This window comes from Natronomonas gomsonensis, from assembly GCF_024300825.1.
Taxonomy (GTDB): domain Archaea; phylum Halobacteriota; class Halobacteria; order Halobacteriales; family Haloarculaceae; genus Natronomonas; species Natronomonas gomsonensis.
The window spans coordinates 755,099-772,073 of sequence record NZ_CP101323.1 but is presented as its reverse complement, the minus strand read 5'-3'; the positions used below and the strand labels follow the sequence as shown (position 1 = coordinate 772,073).

At 65.1% G+C, this 16,975-nt stretch carries 14 protein-coding genes; 5 read left to right on the top strand and 9 right to left on the bottom strand.

Translation table 11 applies throughout. The annotated features are described in order from the left end of the window. Positions 1–53 precede the first annotated feature (53 nt). Positions 54–1,580, top strand: a complete 1,527-nt coding sequence (locus NMP98_RS04260) for an ATP-binding protein (protein ID WP_254860315.1) — start codon at positions 54–56, stop codon at positions 1,578–1,580. Here NMP98_RS04260 and NMP98_RS04255 read toward each other — a convergent pair. From NMP98_RS04255 to rqcH, 3 genes are all read right to left on the bottom strand, one after another. After that, a complete protein-coding gene (locus NMP98_RS04255; protein WP_254860314.1) occupies positions 1,577–2,644 on the bottom strand; it encodes an mRNA surveillance protein pelota in 1,068 nt (355 codons plus the stop codon). The two genes, NMP98_RS04260 and NMP98_RS04255, sit on opposite strands and share 4 nt — an antisense overlap. Positions 2,645–2,699: 55 nt before the next feature. After that, positions 2,700–3,533, bottom strand: coding sequence for a DUF4013 domain-containing protein (locus NMP98_RS04250; protein ID WP_254860313.1), 834 nt, complete (start codon positions 3,531–3,533; stop codon positions 2,700–2,702). Positions 3,534–3,594: 61 nt separating this feature from the next. Then, positions 3,595–5,709, bottom strand: a complete 2,115-nt coding sequence (rqcH, locus tag NMP98_RS04245) for a ribosome rescue protein RqcH (protein WP_254860312.1) — start codon at positions 5,707–5,709, stop codon at positions 3,595–3,597. Positions 5,710–5,803: 94 nt separating this feature from the next. Here rqcH and NMP98_RS04240 point away from each other — a divergent pair, with 94 nt between their 5' ends. The 4 genes from NMP98_RS04240 (at position 5,804) to NMP98_RS04225 (ending at position 9,404) form a co-directional block, all read left to right on the top strand. Next, complete coding sequence (locus NMP98_RS04240; RefSeq protein WP_254860311.1) at positions 5,804–6,160, top strand: hypothetical protein; 357 nt, start codon at positions 5,804–5,806, stop codon at positions 6,158–6,160. A 46-nt stretch (positions 6,161–6,206) separates the two neighbouring features. Beyond that, positions 6,207–6,815, top strand: a complete 609-nt coding sequence (locus tag NMP98_RS04235) for an MBL fold metallo-hydrolase (protein WP_254860310.1) — start codon at positions 6,207–6,209, stop codon at positions 6,813–6,815. 162 nt (positions 6,816–6,977) lie between these two features. Beyond that, positions 6,978–8,264: a glycosyltransferase family 2 protein gene (locus NMP98_RS04230; protein ID WP_254860309.1), complete on the top strand. Its 1,287-nt coding sequence runs from the start codon at positions 6,978–6,980 to the stop codon at positions 8,262–8,264. A gap of 111 nt (positions 8,265–8,375) precedes the next feature. Continuing rightward, positions 8,376–9,404 (top strand): lysylphosphatidylglycerol synthase transmembrane domain-containing protein, encoded by a 1,029-nt coding sequence (locus tag NMP98_RS04225; RefSeq protein ID WP_254860308.1) that lies wholly within the window; start codon positions 8,376–8,378, stop codon positions 9,402–9,404. A 12-nt stretch (positions 9,405–9,416) separates the two neighbouring features. Here the strand turns inward: NMP98_RS04225 and NMP98_RS04220 are convergent, their stop codons facing one another. The 6 genes from NMP98_RS04220 to NMP98_RS04195 all read right to left on the bottom strand — a co-directional run bounded on the left by NMP98_RS04220 (position 9,417) and on the right by NMP98_RS04195 (position 16,975). After that, entirely contained in the window at positions 9,417–10,445 is a 1,029-nt protein-coding gene (locus NMP98_RS04220; protein ID WP_254860307.1) for an NAD(P)/FAD-dependent oxidoreductase, read from the bottom strand. Between the two features lie 41 nt (positions 10,446–10,486). Next, positions 10,487–11,164 carry an MBL fold metallo-hydrolase gene (locus NMP98_RS04215; RefSeq protein ID WP_254860306.1) on the bottom strand — a complete coding sequence of 226 codons (678 nt, stop codon included), beginning with the start codon at positions 11,162–11,164 and terminating at the stop codon, positions 10,487–10,489. A gap of 77 nt (positions 11,165–11,241) precedes the next feature. Next, complete coding sequence (locus NMP98_RS04210) at positions 11,242–11,940, bottom strand: DUF4013 domain-containing protein (protein ID WP_254860305.1); 699 nt, start codon at positions 11,938–11,940, stop codon at positions 11,242–11,244. Positions 11,941–12,130: 190 nt separating this feature from the next. Continuing rightward, positions 12,131–13,792: a tRNA uridine(34) 5-carboxymethylaminomethyl modification radical SAM/GNAT enzyme Elp3 gene (locus tag NMP98_RS04205; protein WP_254860304.1), complete on the bottom strand. Its 1,662-nt coding sequence runs from the start codon at positions 13,790–13,792 to the stop codon at positions 12,131–12,133. Between the two features lie 35 nt (positions 13,793–13,827). Then, positions 13,828–14,742 carry a hypothetical protein gene (locus tag NMP98_RS04200; protein ID WP_254860303.1) on the bottom strand — a complete coding sequence of 305 codons (915 nt, stop codon included), beginning with the start codon at positions 14,740–14,742 and terminating at the stop codon, positions 13,828–13,830. 82 nt (positions 14,743–14,824) lie between these two features. Beyond that, positions 14,825–16,975, bottom strand: coding sequence for an OB-fold nucleic acid binding domain-containing protein (locus NMP98_RS04195; protein WP_254860302.1), 2,151 nt, complete (start codon positions 16,973–16,975; stop codon positions 14,825–14,827).

The window sequence follows — 16,975 nt, the reverse complement described above, 5'->3', positions numbered from 1 at the left end:
TACAACACCGCTTTTCCCCGGCTATTTATCTATTCTGACCGATAACGGACGGTATGACTACGGCGGGAGACACTGTCTCGTTTGACTCACTGCCGGCACCGACGGTAGTCTTCGACAGCGACGGGTGCATCACCCGCTGTAACGCCGCCGCCGCGACGCTGTTCGACGCCGCCCCCGACTCACTCGTCGGCCGAGAGTTCGCCGAGTTGTTCGCTCCCGACGCTCGGGAAGGAGTCAGAACACGTCTCGCGGCCGCCCTCACCGGTGAAGCGCCGCGGCGAGGGGAGTCGTTCCGCGTTCTCGACACCGAGCGATACGTCGACATCGAGTGGCTCCCTCACGACGGCGACAGGGCTTGGGGACAGGTCGCGCTGTACGACGTTACCAACCACTTCAGAACCCAGCGTGACCTCCGGCGACTCCACGAGATATCGTCGGACGGCAGCCGAGAGTTGGACGAAAAAATCGAGGCGATGCTTGCGGTCGGCCTTGAGCGGTTCGACCTCGAAATCGCCTTCCTCTCGATGATAGACGACACCTTCGAAGTCGTCGCCGCCCTCGGCGACCACGACCGTCTCACCGAGGGTGCGACCGCGCCGTTGGCCACCACCTACTGCCGGCGAACCCTCGACACCGAGGGCGCGATGGTGGTCGAAGACGCCCTCGAAGAGGGGTGGGAAGACGACATCGCTTACCGGACGTTCGGTCTCGGCTGTTACATCGGCTCGAAGGTGTACGTCGACGACTCCACCTACGGCACCCTGTGTTTCGCCGACACCGACCCCCGCGAAGGGAACTTCACCGAGACGGACCGGGCCATCGTCGACCTGCTGGCTCGCTGGGCGGGCTACGAAATCGAACGGAAGCAACGGGAACTGCGACTCCGACGGCAGAACGAGCGACTCGAGGAGTTCACGTCGACCGTGAGCCACGACCTACGGAACCCCCTGACCGTCGCGAGCGGGAACCTCGAACTGCTGGCCGAGGACCTCGACGACGAGCGTATCGACACCGCTTTGGAGGCGCTGGAACGCCAGGAGAGGCTCATCGACAACATGCTCGAAACCGCACGACAGGGCGAACTCGTGACCGATGCGGAACGGGTCGACCTCGAGTCGGTCGTCGACGACGCGTGGCGGTCCGTCCGAACCGACGGTGCGGTGCTGTCAATCGACTCGCTGCCGACGCTTCAGGCCGACGAGACCCGACTACAGACGCTCCTTGAGAACCTCTTTCGAAATGCCGTCGAGCACGGCCCGACGTGCCCTGACTCGCACACTCGTCAGGACAGCGTGGAACACGGTTCCACGGACAGTCGGATAGGGTCCGACGACGCCGAACTCACCATCGAGGTCGGGCCCCTCGAGAAAGGGTTCTACGTCGAGGACGACGGTGTCGGAATCCCTGCCGAAACTCGGGAAGCAGTGTTTCAGGAGGGGTACACCACAAGCGAAAGCGGGACGGGCCTCGGCCTCGCCATCGTCGAGCGAATCGTCCGGGCTCACGGCTGGGAAATCGAAGTGATGGAGAGTGCCGACGGCGGCGCACGGTTCGAAATCCGGCTTCAGACCCAGTTTTAATCGAGACGATAGCGCAACAGCGCGGCGACGCCACCGAGATTCGAGAGTTGCTTGCCGGGGTCGAACTCGTGAGAGAAGACGGTCACGTCACCGCCCTGCCGCTCGACGGTTTCGACGAGTTCGTTGGCGTCGACGTCCCACTCGCCCTCGCCGGCCCGTTCCTCACGGAGACGCTCGTCGAGCAACAGGAGGGTCTCGACGGCGCCGTAGTCTGCGGCCTTCATCACTTCGTCGATACCGTAGGCTGCTTTCGCGCCCTCCCCAATCTGTGTCATCAACTCGTCGATTAGTTCGGCCTCCTTGGAGATTCGGGTCTCCGTCTGGACGCGGTCGACGGCGCCGCGCTTCAGCACTTCGTGGACACCACGGTCACCGACGGATGCGGTGTCGACGGTCTGTATCTTCTCCGTGACTTCCGGGGTCTCGTCTTCGATGTATTCGAGGGCGTCCTGTTTCGTGAAGCCGGGGCCCGCGAGGATGATGGCGGAAACGTCCATCCGCTTGAGCACCTCGGTCAACTCCGCGAACAGTTCGTCGCGGCCGCGGGCGTACTCGCCTTTTCCCGTCGTTCCGGTAATCGAGGCCCGCTCGTCGACGCCGTACTGGGCGACGGTGTGGACGTGGGCTTCTCCCTCCTCGACGGTCGCGATCGCGACCTCCGGGTTCTCGGCGGCCTCGACGGCCTCCTGAAGCCGTTCGAGTTGGTCGACCTGCCAGACCTTCTCGATTGTCAACTCGTCGTGTTCCTCGATGTTGAGCGTGTGGTGGAAGCCGAGTTGGTCCTCTCGGGAACACTCGATTATCTCCCCGCCGACCCGGAGGCGGTTTGCGAACTTCGCGAACTCCACGTCCGACACCTCGATTTTCACCCACATCGGTTCGCGTTGGCCGCCGGTGTCGCGGGTCTTGTCGTCGTCCCGCTGGATGCGACGCGTCGTGTCGCCGTCGACGTGGTCGCCCGGTTCCAAGACGTAGGTGAGATGCCAGAGGTCGTCGAGGCTCTCGGGGACCACCGAAATCCGCTCGCGGCCGCCCTCCGTGCGTGTCCGGTCGGCGATGCGCATACCGACTCCTCCGGGCGGGGCCCCTAAGTGCGTACTGTTCGACCGTGGCTTCGTCTCAGCGTCGTGTCTTCGATTCCTCCCACTCGCCGTCGATGTGCCTGATGGCGGCGGTGACCTCGCCAGCACCGTCCCGCGATTCCTCGTCGGGCGTGGTGCCGACCGGTTCCCACCCGAGGGCGGCGCCGACGCCCTGTCCGTAACAGTAGCGGACGGCGACCGCAGCGAAGAAATGCAGGAAGAACCCGACGAGAACCGCCCTGAGTGGGTAGGCGACCGGAATCAAAAGCGCCTGAATCACCACCGAAACGACCCACGCGACGGCGTAGTCTTCGGTGAGGGAGCCACCGAGAACCGTCCGGAGGTCGAACGCCGCGGCGAAGCGGTCGGTGTAAGCGAAGTTGGCGACAGCCACGGGAAGGGCGTACAGCGCGCCGATGAGATACAACAGTGCGAACAGCGCAAGCAGTCCCGTCACCGAGAGCGCAGCGTTCGAAAGCGCCGCTGGAAGCCCGACTCGGGCGAACAGCGTCGGCAACTCGACGCCTGTCGTCCGGGCGACGACGAGCGGCCCGAGGACGACGACGCCCGGAAGCAGATAGAGGGCGGCGATGGCGACCGCTCGGATACCGTCGGCGAACAGTCGGTCGACGTCGCCGAAACGTGGTGGCGTCGGATAGGTACGCCCAGCGGTCGTCCGAACCACGCGGACGTAGTAACCGCGGACGAGGAGCCACGGCAGCACGGCGACGAGGCCGACCGGCGCATATTCGATACCGATTCCCGCGATTGCGATTGGGATGCCGACGAAGAGCAACAGCGCGCCGCCGACCAGAACCGACCGGCCACCTATCGGCGGTCTGGTCGGGTAGTCCAGCGCATCGCGGAACATACCTGAAAGACGCACGGACCGGCTTTATATCTCGGGAAAGCGGTGGGTTCTCAGTCGGCAGTCAGTTATCGACCATCCGACTGCCACCGTTCGGACAGAACTCCTGAACCCGGTCTGCACTGGCGATTTTGCGGACGAAACTCGTATCCTCGAACCGTTCTCGGAACGTCCGGTAGATGCGCTTGGCGATGTCGTTTTGGGCGTACTGCCCGGGTTCGAGACGGACCGAGGTTTCGACGCGGGACTCGATGGCCGCCGGCGGACCGCCGACGACGCGCGTGTCGGGTTCGCATTTGATGCCGATTGAGACGCCGACGGGCACGTCCCGGTGGTAAGTTCGGTCACCGCGGATGACGAAACTGCCTTTCTCGATGTACTCACCGCTCTCGGGAGTCTTCGACACCTGGTCGGGGTCGACCTCGTAGGCGTCGCCCTCGAACTTGCCGTCCTTCCATACCGACGAGTAGGAGACGGCGAACTGGGCCGCCTCCTCCTTGCTCGATTCGGGGATGTCGACCTCACGGGCGGCCTCGTCCGGTTCGGTCGCCTTCAGCACCGTGACGGGCGCGCCGTGGGCCTGTGCGTGGAAGAACCGGTCGGAGGGCTCCATGTACTTCTTGACCAACTCCTCGTTTTGGTCGGCGTTGCGCCCGCCCAACACGAGAAAGCCGTCGCTGGTCCGGAACCACCGGAACCGCTCGTACCACTTCTCGTCGTAGCGAACGGGTACCGACCCCATCGAGAGGTAGTCGCGTTCGAACTGCTCACCGTCGTCGTCCTCGTCGTCGTCCGACTCGTCGGCTTCCTCCCACTGTTCGCGGCGCTGTTTGACGGCTTCGAGGTCCTCGCGGGTGTCCTCGATGGCCGCCTGTGCGCCCTCCTTCTTTCCGCGGATTCGCTTTGCCTCGGTGTACAGTCGGTCGGCGTTCTTCTCGACGCCCATCGAGGGGTCGACCTCGATGTCGGTGCCGTCGAGTTCGATGGTGACGGTGCCTTCGGCTTCGTTGATGCCGACGACGGCCTCGGCTTCGTCGATGCCGCGTTCGGCCCCCTCCGCGAACGTCTCCTCGATGTCCGCCCACGGGACGCCTTCTTCGCGGGCCGCCCGAATCGTAGAACAGATGTCGTCGACGAGGTCGTAGTTGCCGTACAGCAGTTCCGCCTTCTGCTGTTCGGCCTCCGCTTGGGCCTCGAAGTCCTCGATTGCGCCTTCCTGCTGTTCGATGATGCGTTCGTATTTGGCTATCTCGCCTTCGAAGTCCGGCCGGTCGCTACCCGGTTCTTCGTGGACTTCCTCGTCTTCCAGTTCCAGCCGGCGGAAGTACTCGTCGATGGCGCCGTTGAAACTGTCAAAGGCCGTCGCGACGTATCCCTCGGCCTCGTGTTCTTCGAGCGGTAGCGGCGTCGCGTCGACGACCTCTCCCTCGTCGTTCTCGTACAGTCGCGGCTCGGTTCGACCCTCCAGTATCGGCTCCCGGAGGCGTTCGAGTGCGCCGAACAGCGCTTCGTACTGCTCCTCGTCCGACTCTTCGATTGCGAGCGTTTTCTCGACGCCGGCGCGGGTACACAGCTCCTCGGCGTACAGTCCACCGAAGTTCAACTGGGTCGCGAGCGTCCGGACGAGGTCGGTGTCGGATTCCGCCATTCGGGCGGCGAAGGTGTCGTAATCACAGTCCAGCGGACTGAATCGCTCGTCGGGGTAGCCGTACTGCGATCCGGGCGCGACGGTTCGAGAGCGTAGGCGAACGGTGTCGAGACAGTCGATGACCTCGTGGTCCTCGTTGAGGACGGCGACGTTGCCCTCGCCGAACAGTTCGGCTACTATCAGCGTCGTCTGGTCCTCGCGCTCGAAGCGGAACGTGAGGATGCGGTCGAAGCCGTACTGCTCGACGCCCTCGAAGTTCGCCCCGGCGATACGGTTGCGCATCATCATCGCGAAGTTGGGCGGTCGTCCCGGCGCGTCGGGGACGTGTTCGGGCGCGGCGACGTGGGCGCGTTTGGGGTCGCCCACCTCGACGATGAGTTCGATGCGGCCGCGGTCGTAGTCTCGCATCTTCAACCGCACGAGGTCGTCGCCGTAGAGGTAGGCTTTGTCGACGATGGCACCGGTGTAGCCGCGCAACTCGCCGACCAACGCGGCGAGGTCGACGCTCGTCATCGCCCGCTTTCTGTCCATACTCCCGTCTCCGTCGGCGCGGAGAAATGCCTGACGGGTTGGGTCGCCCAGCGTGGTCCACAACCCATTAACCGCCGGTGGCCCGACGGCGAGTATGGACAGCCGTTTCACTGCCCTCGTCGCCGTCGCCGTCGGCGTTTCCGTCGCCGCCCTCGGCGCAGTCCGGTATCTCTCGGCCGGAGCGCCGCCGCCGTTCGACCCCTTCGCGACGGGCGCCTTCGTCGTCGTAACCGGAGTGTTGTTGACTGCTGCGGGTGGACTCGCTCTTTCGAAGGGACTCGACCACCTCGCGCTGCGGGCGGCGACGGCCGTCGGTGCGGTGACGTTACTTTTAGCCGCGTTCTCGCCGGGTTCGCTGCGATTCGGCGGCGTGTTCTGGCTCGCGTTGGTCGCCTGCGCCCTTGTGGGGACCGGCGCCTACCGAACCGTCGTCGCCTCGCGCGCGAAGTGACTACGTGGACGCTGAGATTTAGGTTCCCCACAGTCGTAGCCGGTGTATGTCCATCGAAATCCTCCCCGGCGTCTACGACATCACCTGTGCCCGGACCGAGTCCGGACGGATACGGGCGTTCTGCTTCGAGGACGGCACGCTCGTCGACTGCGGGCTTCCGAACACGGCCGATACGCTGCTGGACGGCATCGCCCAGACGGGAATCGACGTGGAACGCCTCGTCATCACCCACGCCGACGCCGACCACGTCGGCGGCTTCGACGCCGTCGTTCGTGACCTCTGGGTCGAAACCTACGTCCCGGAAGGTGCGGAACTGGACACCGAGTTTGACCCCGACCACCGTTACGGCGACGGCGACGAAATCGGCCCCTTCGAGGCCGTCCACGTCCCCGGACACCGCGACCACCAACACGCCCTCGTCGACGAGGACCGCGGCGTCGCGGTGCTGGCCGATTCCCTCTCGGGGGCCGACCAACGTGGCCTCCCGGAGGGGTACTTCCACCTGCCGCCGGAGACGTTCACCGACGACCTTGGCGAGGCCGAGCGGTCCCTAAAGCGACTGCTCGACTACGAGTTCGACGCCGGACTCGTCTACCACGGGTCGTCAGTTCGGTCGGGCGCGAGCGAAAAGCTAGCAGCGTACGTCTATCGGTGAGCCGGGACATCACCCCGAGATGTCTGACGGTTTTTCATAGTATTTCATATCAGTTCTCCCGAAAACCGCTCCGAAAGGCCCTCAGCGACCTGTTTTGCGGTTGTCTTTCATGGTCAGAATAATACACAACGTTGATAATCCGATGCGTTCGTTGTAACCGACATGCTTCCGTCACCACGCCGTGTCTCCGAACTCGCGGGAACGGTCTGTGGGATCGGCGGACTGCTGGTCCTTGGAATCGTCTTCGGTGTCGAACTCGTGACCATCACCATCGAGTCCCTCTCGGTCACCTTCGACTTCTTCGGTGGGGCGGTCTCGGTGTTCATCGCCACCGCAATCATGGTCACTGGCGGCGCCTTCGTCGTCCGTGACGTGTGGCGCGACCCCGACACCGACGAGAAAGTCCTCTCGGGACCGGACGTGTGTGCCATCGTGCCGGCGTACAACGACGCCGAAATCGTCGGTGTCAGCGTCGAGAGCCTCCTCGACAGCGAGTACGACACCCTGTCGGTCGCCGTCGTCACAGAGCCGGACGACCCCCGGACGCGGGCGAAGGCCCGCGAACTCGCAGAGGAACACGAGTCGGTCACCTGCCTCGTCAACGGCAATCCCGGGTCGAAGGCCGGCGCCATCAACTACGCTGTCGAGTGGAGCGACGCAGACTACTTCACCGTCTTCGACGCCGACGAGCGCGTCTCTCCGGAGTTCGTCCCGCTGGCGATGACGGAACTCCTCGGCGACGCCGACGTGTTTCAGGGTCGACGCATCCCCCGTCCGAACGGCGTCGTCGAGACGCTGGCGTACTGCGAGCGCATCGCAGTCCAGACCGGCTACGCCCTGGGTGAGTTGGGCGGCTTCACCCACTGTCAGAGTTCCTCGACTGCGTTCACCCGCGAGGCGTTCGAAACCGTCGGCGGGTACGACGACAAACTCACCGAGGACATCGACTTCTCGCATAAGGTGTATCGGGCGGATTTGACCGTCCGACAGAACCGACGCTGCACCACGACGATGGAGGCCCCGCACACGATTCGGGACCTCTGGGGACAGCGGAAACGCTGGCGCATCGGCCACGTCGAAGTCGCCGACGCTCGCGCCCGTGAAGCCCTCGACGGTGACCTCGGACTCAGCGACGTTCTCTCTATCGGTCGGGCGGCCGGCAGTATGGTCGCCGGTGCGCTAATGCTCATCGTCGTCGCACAGATTCCCTTCCTCGTCGCCCAAGACGTCGAATCCGCCTTCTTCGTTCCGTACGGCCTCGTTTTGGCCGTCGTCGGCTCCGTCTGGCTCAAGGACGTCCTTGAGGGTCGCGTCGTTCGCCCGACGTGGGCCGTCTCTCTCGTCCCGCTCGTGTACCTCGGACACGGCGTGCTCACCGTCAAAGCGTTCCTCGAGTACTACCTGACGTGGGACGGGGAGTGGTATCAGGTGACGAAAACCGAGGCGTGAGGGCATCTATGACGAACACTTCGTCCAGATGACGACCCCAGTTCGGAATCGAGCCACCGTCAGACCCACAGGGGCCTCGCCACGGGCCTTCGAGGACGACGAGGGAGCGTCGTGACCGGAAGCGATGGGGGGATGGCGTGGCCGATGGACCGCGGCACCACGCTGAAACTCCTCGTGGGGTTCGCGGTTGCTCTGGTTCTCGTCTACCTCCTCGGTGCCGTCATCGGCTGGGACCGAACCATCGAGCGGTTGCGAACGGCCGACCTCTACTGGGTCGGGGTCGCCTGCGTGTCGACGCTTCTGTGTCTCCTCGCGTGGACGAAGACGTGGCAGGTCGTGTTGGGGGCCGCCGGTGTCAACGTCCCGTTTCGCAAACTCGTCGTGACGTTCTACGCGGCGACGTTCGCCAACTACATCACACCGATGGGACAGGCCGGAGGTGAACCCTTCATCGCGTACATCCTCTCGCGAGATACCGAGGCGAACTACGAGCAGAGCCTCGCGAGCGTCGTCACTGCCGACCTGTTGCGAATGTTGCCGTTCTTCAACGTCGGGTTGGTCGGTCTCGGCTACCTGTTGCTTCAGTCTCAACTCCCGGAAGGGACCGAACAGTTCGCGGCGCTACTGCTCGGCCTCGCTATCACCCTCCCGGTCGGTATCGTCCTTGCGTGGCGGTACCGAGACGCCGTCCAGCGTGCGGTCGTGAGGCTGTTCGCTCCACTCGCAACGCGCACCGACCGATTCACCGTCGAGGGAGTTCGAAAGCGCATCGACCGACTGTACGAGTCGATAGACCTCATCGCGGAGTCGCCGTGGGATTTGCTCGTCGCAGTCGCCTTCGCCTACGTCGGATGGGTGCTGTTCGCGCTGCCGCTGTACTTCTCGGGGCTGGCGCTTGGACTCGAGATATCGCTGTTGTTGGTGGCGTTTCTCGTCCCCGTGACGGTCATCGCGGGGTCGACGCCCCTCCCGGGCGGGTTGGCGGCCATCGAGGGCTCGCTCGTTGTGCTCCTCACGGCGCTGTTGGCGTTTACCGCCGACGAGGCGCTGGCCGTGACGACCGTCTATCGACTGACGAGCTACTGGTTCGTCGTCGGCGTCGGCGGCATCGCGACGTTTTGGGTGCTCGCTCGGGTGTAGGCGCCGGCGCCGTCACTCGACATTTGCGATGCGCTCGGCCACGTCGAGTCCGGTTTCGACCGCGCGGTGGACGCGGCCCTCGCCTACGGTCCAGTCGCCGGCGACGTACAGCCCGGCACCCTCGGCAACCCGAAGCACCTCGGCGTCCCCGCCGTCGTCAGGGAGCGCGTAGCGCCACCCCTGCCGGTCGGTCCATTCGGGGTCGGCCAGTCGGTCGTCCCCGAGGAGGTCCGCGACGAGACGGGCGGCGTCGGCCTTCACCTCCTCACTCGGGTCGTCGTAGCGCTCGCTGGACCACGCCGGCGACATCTGTGCGACCAAAAGTGTCTGGCCGGCGGGGACGTGGCCGGGCTTCAGTTCCTCGCGTGCGAGCCACCCCACCTCGTGTTCCCGGTCGGTGTCGAGCAGCGCGTACCAGGGATATTCGAGTTCGAAATCGTAGTTCAACACGACCGTGTATATAGTTCGGAACGGGACGGCATCGACGGCGTCGTGTAGTTCACCGAGTCGGGCGTCGTCCCACGAGGACGCCGCGAGGAGGTCGGCGGTCTGTGGTGCCGGCGGCGTGAGAAGTACCGCATCGAAGGCGCCGAGTTCCTCACCGTCGGTGTCGTTGAGTCGCCAGATTGTGTCATCGCGGTCGAGGCGGCCCACCCGCGTCTCGAATCGTATCTCGGCGTCGGTCTCGGCGAACAGTCGCTTTGCGAGTTGTGTGATGCCGGCCTCGTAGGTCCATTTGTGTTCGTCCCGGTCCTCGCCGGGGCCGATGTCGCCGTCGGCGCCGAACGTCCAGACCGGCGCCTCGATGTCGGCCAATCCATCGGACGACAACGTTTCGGTGAGCAGTCGGTCCACGCGGTCGGAGCCTGATTTGACGTAGTTGGCGCCGTGGTCGTAGGTACAGCCGTGTTTCCGGCGGGTCGCGGCACGGCCACAGACGCCCCGGGACTTCTCGAAGACGGTCACGTTCCAATCCGTCCTCCGGAGGCGGTAGGCGGCCGCCGCGCCCGACGCGCCGGCGCCGACGATAGCGAGGTTCATACTCCGGGTAGGGCCGACGCCCTCAAAAGCGCGCGCTCGCCCTACAACTCTGCCGCGAGTTCCCGAAGCCTGTCGCTCCCACCCGGCGAGACGGGCCGGCCGTGGCCGACGCAGGCGTGTTCGAACGACTCCCCTGCGACCCGGCGGATGCTTTCGTCGATGCAGTCGGTGTCGTAGGAATCCAGCCACGGCGGGGCGACGAACCGACCGTCGGTCTCCCAGACGAGGTCGCCGAGCAATCCAGTGTTGAGGGCGTCGTTGAGGTACACGATGTGGCCGGGGTTGTGACCGGGCGTGTGAACCGCCCGAAACCCACCGATTCGGTCGCCGTCTTCGACGGTCCGGAGGTCGAGTTTTCCGAGCGAGTACAGTCGCCTGACGAGGCGGTGGAACGCTCCCTTGTGGTGGTTCCATGGTGGCGACCACCGACGGCGGACGAGGTCGGCGTCGGCCGCCCCGATGTAGACGGGGGCGTCGACGTCGAGTCGGGCCAGACCGCCCACGTGGTCGATGTCGTAGTGGGTCACCAAGATACGGTCGAGGTCGGCGGCCTCGTAGCCGGCGTCGCGGAGTTCGCCCTCGAGGGGGCGGCGCGGTATCGGCAACCCGGCGTCGACGAGCGTCACGTCGCCGTCGTCGACGAGGTAGGCGTTCGAGCCGACCGGCTCGGGCCAACTCACCGCGAGCAGGTACACGCCGTCGGCAACGGGTCGCGCCATATTCGGACGTTGGAGCGCCGGCGGTATCAACCCAGTGCGTCGGGCGCGGGGAGGGAAGGCGTCAGCGGGTCGGACAGTCAGGCTTCGGTGCCGCCACCGACGGCGTCGGGTTCCGGCGGGTCACTCGACCGAACGTCGCTCCAGGTGTGTCCGATGACGTAGTACGCCGAGACCACGAAGTAAAACGACACGAACACGCCGACGATGGAACCCAACACGGGAACAACGTTCAACACGCCGGCGATGACCCCGCCGATGAGAATCATCACGAAGGCGGTCAGCCAGCCGACGGCGTATCGTCGGTCGAAGAGGACCCCTCGGAGCGTGCTGAACTCGAACCCCGAACCGATGCGGCGCGTCTCGGTGTAGTTCGCCAGGGCGGCCGGCGTCACGTACGCGACGACGAGGTTGAGCGCGAACGCCACGAGGAGGCCGGCGGCGAGTGCCAGCCCCCCGAGTGCAGCCGTGTTCTCGCCACCCGCGACGCCGAGGGCGCCGACGCCGATGGCGAGAAACGCCACGATGGCCGGCAGCAGGCTGTACGCGAAGAGAATCACGAACGCCTTCGCGCCGTCGACTATCATCGCCTCGTGGTCGTCGAACACCGGCGGTTCGTCGTCACCCTCGGCGGTGCGGTCGATGACCCGAAGGATGTAGCCCAATGCGAGGAACCCCGGCACGAGGAGCCACGCGAACAGCAGACACAATCCACCAATGACGACCGTCTTGACGACATCGTCGCTCTCCCGTGGGTAGTTGAACGCGTCCTCTATCATCGGTCCTCACCCCCCGCTATCGCGAGCCGAGTCGACTCGTTACCGGTGGTTCTACGACGATACGACAGTGCTTCCGGACGTTCTGAGTACATGATTACACCGCATTGCGGTCGAATCGAATACGCTGTCCGGGTATATAGCTATTCGTAGCGTATCCTCCAATAAGCAGGGATTACACGGCGAAAGCGGCTCAGAGGCGCGTGGAGACGTACGGCCCGTCCTGATAGTAGTCCAACTTCTCGCGGTAGTACTCGCGGACGCCGATGCCGGAGATGACCGAGAGTTTGTCGTAGCCGGCATCCGCGGCCATGTGTTCGGCTTTCTCCAGCAGTCGGCGACCGTAGCCTTTGTGTTGGTGGTCGTCACCGGACTGTTGGCCGACGCCGACCTCGTTGCCGTAGACGTGCAGTTCTCGGATGAGGGCGGCGTTGTCGAGTTCGCGCCGAACCGGGTCGTTCGGGAACCGCAACCGGCAAAAGCCCACGAGCAGGTCCTTCTCGAAGTCCTCGAAAGAGACGAAGTGTTCCGTCCCGCCGGCGACCTCGTAGGTCAACACGTCCATCTCGACGTTTTCGGGGGCTTCGTCGTTCATGCCGACTTCTCGACACCGGATGCAGTCACACTCCCAGCCGTGTTCCTCCATCCGTTTTCGGGCCAACTGCCGGAGGTTGGACTTCCAGACACCGGCGTCGATGAAGTCCGCGGGGATGTCGCGCTGGACGCGCTGGAGGCGGGTGTAGCGCGGAATCATCGACTTGATTTCGGCGACCAACTCGGCGGCTTCCTCGTTCGTGAGCGGGTCGTACTCCTCGTTGCGCCACATGTCGTAGGTGATGGTGTCGCGGACGACGAGCGTCGGGTAGATTTTCAGGTAGTCGGGCCGCCAGTCGGGGCTCTCGAACAACTCCCGGAAGTCCTCCAGACACATCTCTTTGGACATGCCGGGTTGGCCAGGCATCATATGGAAGCCGACCTTGAACGCCGAATCTCGGAGGCGACGGTTGGCGTCGAGGCTGGCCTGCACTCCGTGGCCGCGGTGCATCTCCCGGTTGACGCGCTCGTAGGTGGTCTGGACGCCGACTTCGACCTTCGTGCCGCCCAAATCCAGCATGCGGTCTATCTGTTCGGGGTCACACCAGTCGGGTTTGGTCTCGAAGGTGGTGCCGATGTTGCGTATCTCGCCGGTCTCGTTTTCGGCGATGACATCCTCTAGATACTGGAAATCGACTTCGGAGGGGTCCGGTTTGAACGACTCCTCCTCGCTCGGGTTCGGCTCGCTGTCGAGGTCGTAGTCGTTCATCGCTTCGAGTGCCCGCTTGACGAACCACTCCTGATAGTCGTGGGAGCGGGCGGTCATCGTCCCGCCCATCAGGATGAGTTCGACCTTGTCGACGGGGTGGCCGATGTTCCGGAGCTGGTGGAGCCGAAGCGTCACCTGTCCGTAGGGGTCGTAGTCGTTCTGGACGCCGCGGGCCGCGGCCGGTTCCTCGCCCGTGTAGCTCTGTGAGGAGGAGAACTCCGAGGCCGGCCCGCCGGGGCAGTACAGACACTTCCCGTGGGGGCAGGTGTGCGGGGAGGTCATGATGGCGACCGGCGAGACGCCGGATGCCGTGCGGACGGGCTTGCGCTGGAGAATCGGCTCTAGCTCATCGCGGCGCTCGTCGGGGGCGTAATCGAGCAACTCGGTGTTCTTCGGCACCTTCGGAGAAGAGTACTCTCGGCAGGCGTCCATCTTGGCGGCTTCGAGGTTCTCGCGGTCGATGTCGCCGGCGAGGATGTCAGCCACCAGCGACTCACAGACGCGCTCGAAGGCCTCCGTCTCCGCAGGGTCCGGTTCCGTGTCCGCGCTCATTCGTTGCCGGGACAACGGGGCGCGACGGTAAGTGGCTAGCGGTCCTCGCTGTCGACGGTTCGGACGGTGAAGACGGTCCCGTCGTGTTCGAGTCGCGTCTCCGGTCCCACGTCGACGGCTCTGACGGGGGCCTCCGAGAGGTACTGAAACACCAGCGGCGCCGACGCCGTGTTGATTCGAACCGAACGGACCTCCGACAGCAGCGGAATCGTATCCCGGAACATCGGTATCGCGCCGATGACCTCCGGAACCACGGGGACCGCGCTCTCCGGGTCGTCGTCGACGCGCTCGAAGACGACCGTCCGTTCGGCGAGTGGACTCCGGACCAGCGTGGCTACGTCGCCGTCGATTCGCGGCGACCCGGCGGGTCGCACCTCGTAGTCGGTTCCGGATACCTCGAACAGCGCGCCGAGCCGAACGCTCTCGCCACCGATTTCCCCGTTATCGACGCGAACGTCCTCGATGCGAGCGTACAGCCCCGGCCCCAACACCGGGAGGCTGAACACGTTCGTGATGTTGTGACGGCGACGCCACACGCTGTTCGGGTCGACCGACGTGAGTCCACCGCGGTTGATGTGTGGCGCGAGGATTCGGACCCACCGCGAGCCGGTGTACTTCCGCAGGCCCCACCCCGACGAGACGTACAGCGCCGTATCACGGTCGTTCCGCAGCCGTATCTGTGCGCTACTCCGCTCGGCCGTGAACAGCTCTCTGTTCGGCTCTACGGCCATCCGTTCGTCGCCGGACAGTTGGTGGAACAACCGAACACCCTCGGGCGTCGGGGTGTCGGCGTCGAAGCGCGAGTCCGTCGGCGACAGCGGACCGTTGTCGCCGCCGGTGTCCTCCGGAACTCCTACGGGTGTCACTGTCGGCGTCGACTCCGACTCCCGGCCACCGCTACAGCCGGCGAGTCCCGCCGCGAGAGCCGCGAGGACGGTCCGTCGGCGCATACCTCTCGTTGGGACGCCGGGGGTAAAACCCAACCGACGCTGTTGGTCGATTCGTATCGAACAGCAGAAACGAGACGGCCGCTCAGGCCGAGGCGGTGACGACCTGTTCGGCGAGTGCGTCGATGAGTTCGTCGAGGACGGCGTCACGCTCGCCGGCGAGGAACTCGAGTTTTGGCTGGCGTGCGCCGGGGTTGGCGACGCCGGCCTCCGGCGCTTCGAGTTGCAGCGAGGCGACGATGGCCTCCAAGTCCAGCGCCGCGTCGGAGCGGATGTGGAGTTCGTCGGTCGCCACACCGACGACGGCGTCGACGTCGAGGCGTCGGGCGAGTTCGTCCAACAGGAGTCGGGTCGGCGGGAAGTCGTAGGTGTGGGTGTAGGCGTCGGTGTCGAGGACGGCCACCGTCGCACCGTCGACGCTCCGTTCGTCGAGGTTCGCGGTCGCGGTCTCGAGTTCGTCTTCCAGTTTTCGGCCGAACTGCTCGGAAACCTGCTCTGCGAGACCAGTGCGCTTCTCGAACAGGAGGTCGACGATGAGTTCGCGCTTGTCCTCGTAGGACTGATAGAACGCCTCCAGCGCGATTGCCTCTCGGAGTTGCCGGGCGGTGTCGTCGTTGACACCGGCCTCGGCGGCCAACTCGACGTACGCCTCGGGCGTGTCGTCCCAGTAGCTGATAGCCGGCAGGTGAGTGAGGTCGTCGCGAACGTCGCCGTTGACGGCAGCGGCGACGTTGGCCGCGACGGTCGTCGCGGTCCGTTCGGCGACGGTGACGAGCGAGTCGATTTCGTCGACAACTTCGCTGTCGGCGGGTCGACCGTCGAGGACGACCCGCGGGGCGCCGTAGATGTCGAGCAACTCGAGACCGTCCGTGGAGGCGGCGGTCGAACCGGCGGCGGCGAAGACGAAAAGCGGGAGTTTCTCGTCGTGGCGCTCGCGGTCGCCGAGCATCCGGGTCACGTCCTTCGTCGCGTCGTTCATGTCGTAGACGCCGTCTTCGAGCGGTCGCCGGTCGAAGTAGTGGTAGACGGCGTCGGCGGTGGCGTGCTGTTCCTCGACGAGCGGGAGAATCGCTCGCTCGACGGCGGCGCCGGCGACGTAGCCGTCGGTCGTCGCGTCGTGGCGGACGACAACGGGTCGGGATTCCAGCACCGCACGGCGGATGGTCGTCGCCGCGTCGGTGATGTCCTCGGTGATGGCTTCGATGGCGTCGTCGTCGGCCAGCGACTCGACGGAGTCCGCACTGGCCTGGTCGTCGAGGGCGGCGTCCATCCGCTGTTCGACCTCCGCTTTGGCGTCGGCTTCCAGTTCGACGAGGGATTCGGTTTCGACCTGAATCTCGTCGCGTCGGAGTCGAACCTCGCCGTCGAGGCGGACGTAGTCGTCGGCCTCGATGTCGGGGTAGGCGCGAACGCCGGCCTCGACGAAGGCCGCACAGTCGACGACGCCGGTCTCATCGCGGAGTTCGAACACCGTGGGGCCGGACGTCTGTCGTGCAGAGACGACTTCGCCTTCGAGTCGGACCACGTCGCCGACGTGCTCTCGGAGCGTCTCCACCGGCACGCGGTCGATGTCGCCTTCGACCGGCTCCTCGGCGTCCGATTCGGCTTCGTCGGTGTCGCTCTCCTCGGTGACCGGTTCGTCTTCGGCTGCGATGTCTGCGAGTTCCTCGTCGCTCGGATTGCCACCGGTCTGTTCGTCGGCTTTCGCCTCGGTCGGTTCCGCTTCGGCCGGCTCGTCCTCCGTCGCCTCCTCGGTGGCCGTCTCCGGTTCCCGTCCTGATTCCGGCTCGGCAGCGGACTCCTCGGTCGATGCGTCGGTGTCGCTCTCCTCGGATTCCGCTTCGTCGCTCTCGCCGTACTCGTCGGCGAGGTAGTCGCCGTCGGGCGAATCGACGAGAACGCCGCGGAACTCTCGTTCGGACTGGCGAATGGACCAACCGAGGTCGATGTCGCCGTTGTCTCGGATGTTGTTCACCTGCACGAACACGTCGTCGCCGACCTCCCAGTCGAGGCTCTCGAGTCGGCGGTCGAGTTTGCTCCGGTGGAGCAGGCCGGTGACGTTGCCGATGTTGATGAACACGCCGAATTCGGCGTAGCCGTCGACGGTTCCCCGGTAGAAACGGCCCGGGGTCAGTTGGGAGGGCTGGTCGCCTCTGAACTCGAAGACGACGTCCTCCTGGTGGACATCGCAAATCGGCCCGTCGGAAGACGTGCCGCAAATGATACAGTCGGGCAT

Excerpts from the sequence above, each read along its gene's own strand:
- NMP98_RS04210 (WP_254860305.1), bottom strand. The coding sequence starts at position 11,940 with ATGATAGAGGACGCGTTCAACTACCCACGGGAGAGCGACGATGTCGTC.
- NMP98_RS04195 (WP_254860302.1), bottom strand. The coding sequence starts at position 16,975 with ATGCCCGACTGTATCATTTGCGGCACGTCTTCCGACGGGCCGATTTGC.
- NMP98_RS04240 (WP_254860311.1), top strand. The coding sequence starts at position 5,804 with ATGGACAGCCGTTTCACTGCCCTCGTCGCCGTCGCCGTCGGCGTTTCC.
- NMP98_RS04230 (WP_254860309.1), top strand. The coding sequence starts at position 6,978 with ATGCTTCCGTCACCACGCCGTGTCTCCGAACTCGCGGGAACGGTCTGT.
- NMP98_RS04220 (WP_254860307.1), bottom strand. The coding sequence starts at position 10,445 with ATGAACCTCGCTATCGTCGGCGCCGGCGCGTCGGGCGCGGCGGCCGCC.
- NMP98_RS04200 (WP_254860303.1), bottom strand. The coding sequence starts at position 14,742 with ATGCGCCGACGGACCGTCCTCGCGGCTCTCGCGGCGGGACTCGCCGGC.
- rqcH (WP_254860312.1), bottom strand. The coding sequence starts at position 5,709 with ATGGACAGAAAGCGGGCGATGACGAGCGTCGACCTCGCCGCGTTGGTC.
- NMP98_RS04205 (WP_254860304.1), bottom strand. The coding sequence starts at position 13,792 with ATGAGCGCGGACACGGAACCGGACCCTGCGGAGACGGAGGCCTTCGAG.
- NMP98_RS04215 (WP_254860306.1), bottom strand. The coding sequence starts at position 11,164 with ATGGCGCGACCCGTTGCCGACGGCGTGTACCTGCTCGCGGTGAGTTGG.
- NMP98_RS04250 (WP_254860313.1), bottom strand. The coding sequence starts at position 3,533 with ATGTTCCGCGATGCGCTGGACTACCCGACCAGACCGCCGATAGGTGGC.
- NMP98_RS04260 (WP_254860315.1), top strand. The coding sequence starts at position 54 with ATGACTACGGCGGGAGACACTGTCTCGTTTGACTCACTGCCGGCACCG.
- NMP98_RS04235 (WP_254860310.1), top strand. The coding sequence starts at position 6,207 with ATGTCCATCGAAATCCTCCCCGGCGTCTACGACATCACCTGTGCCCGG.
- NMP98_RS04255 (WP_254860314.1), bottom strand. The coding sequence starts at position 2,644 with ATGCGCATCGCCGACCGGACACGCACGGAGGGCGGCCGCGAGCGGATT.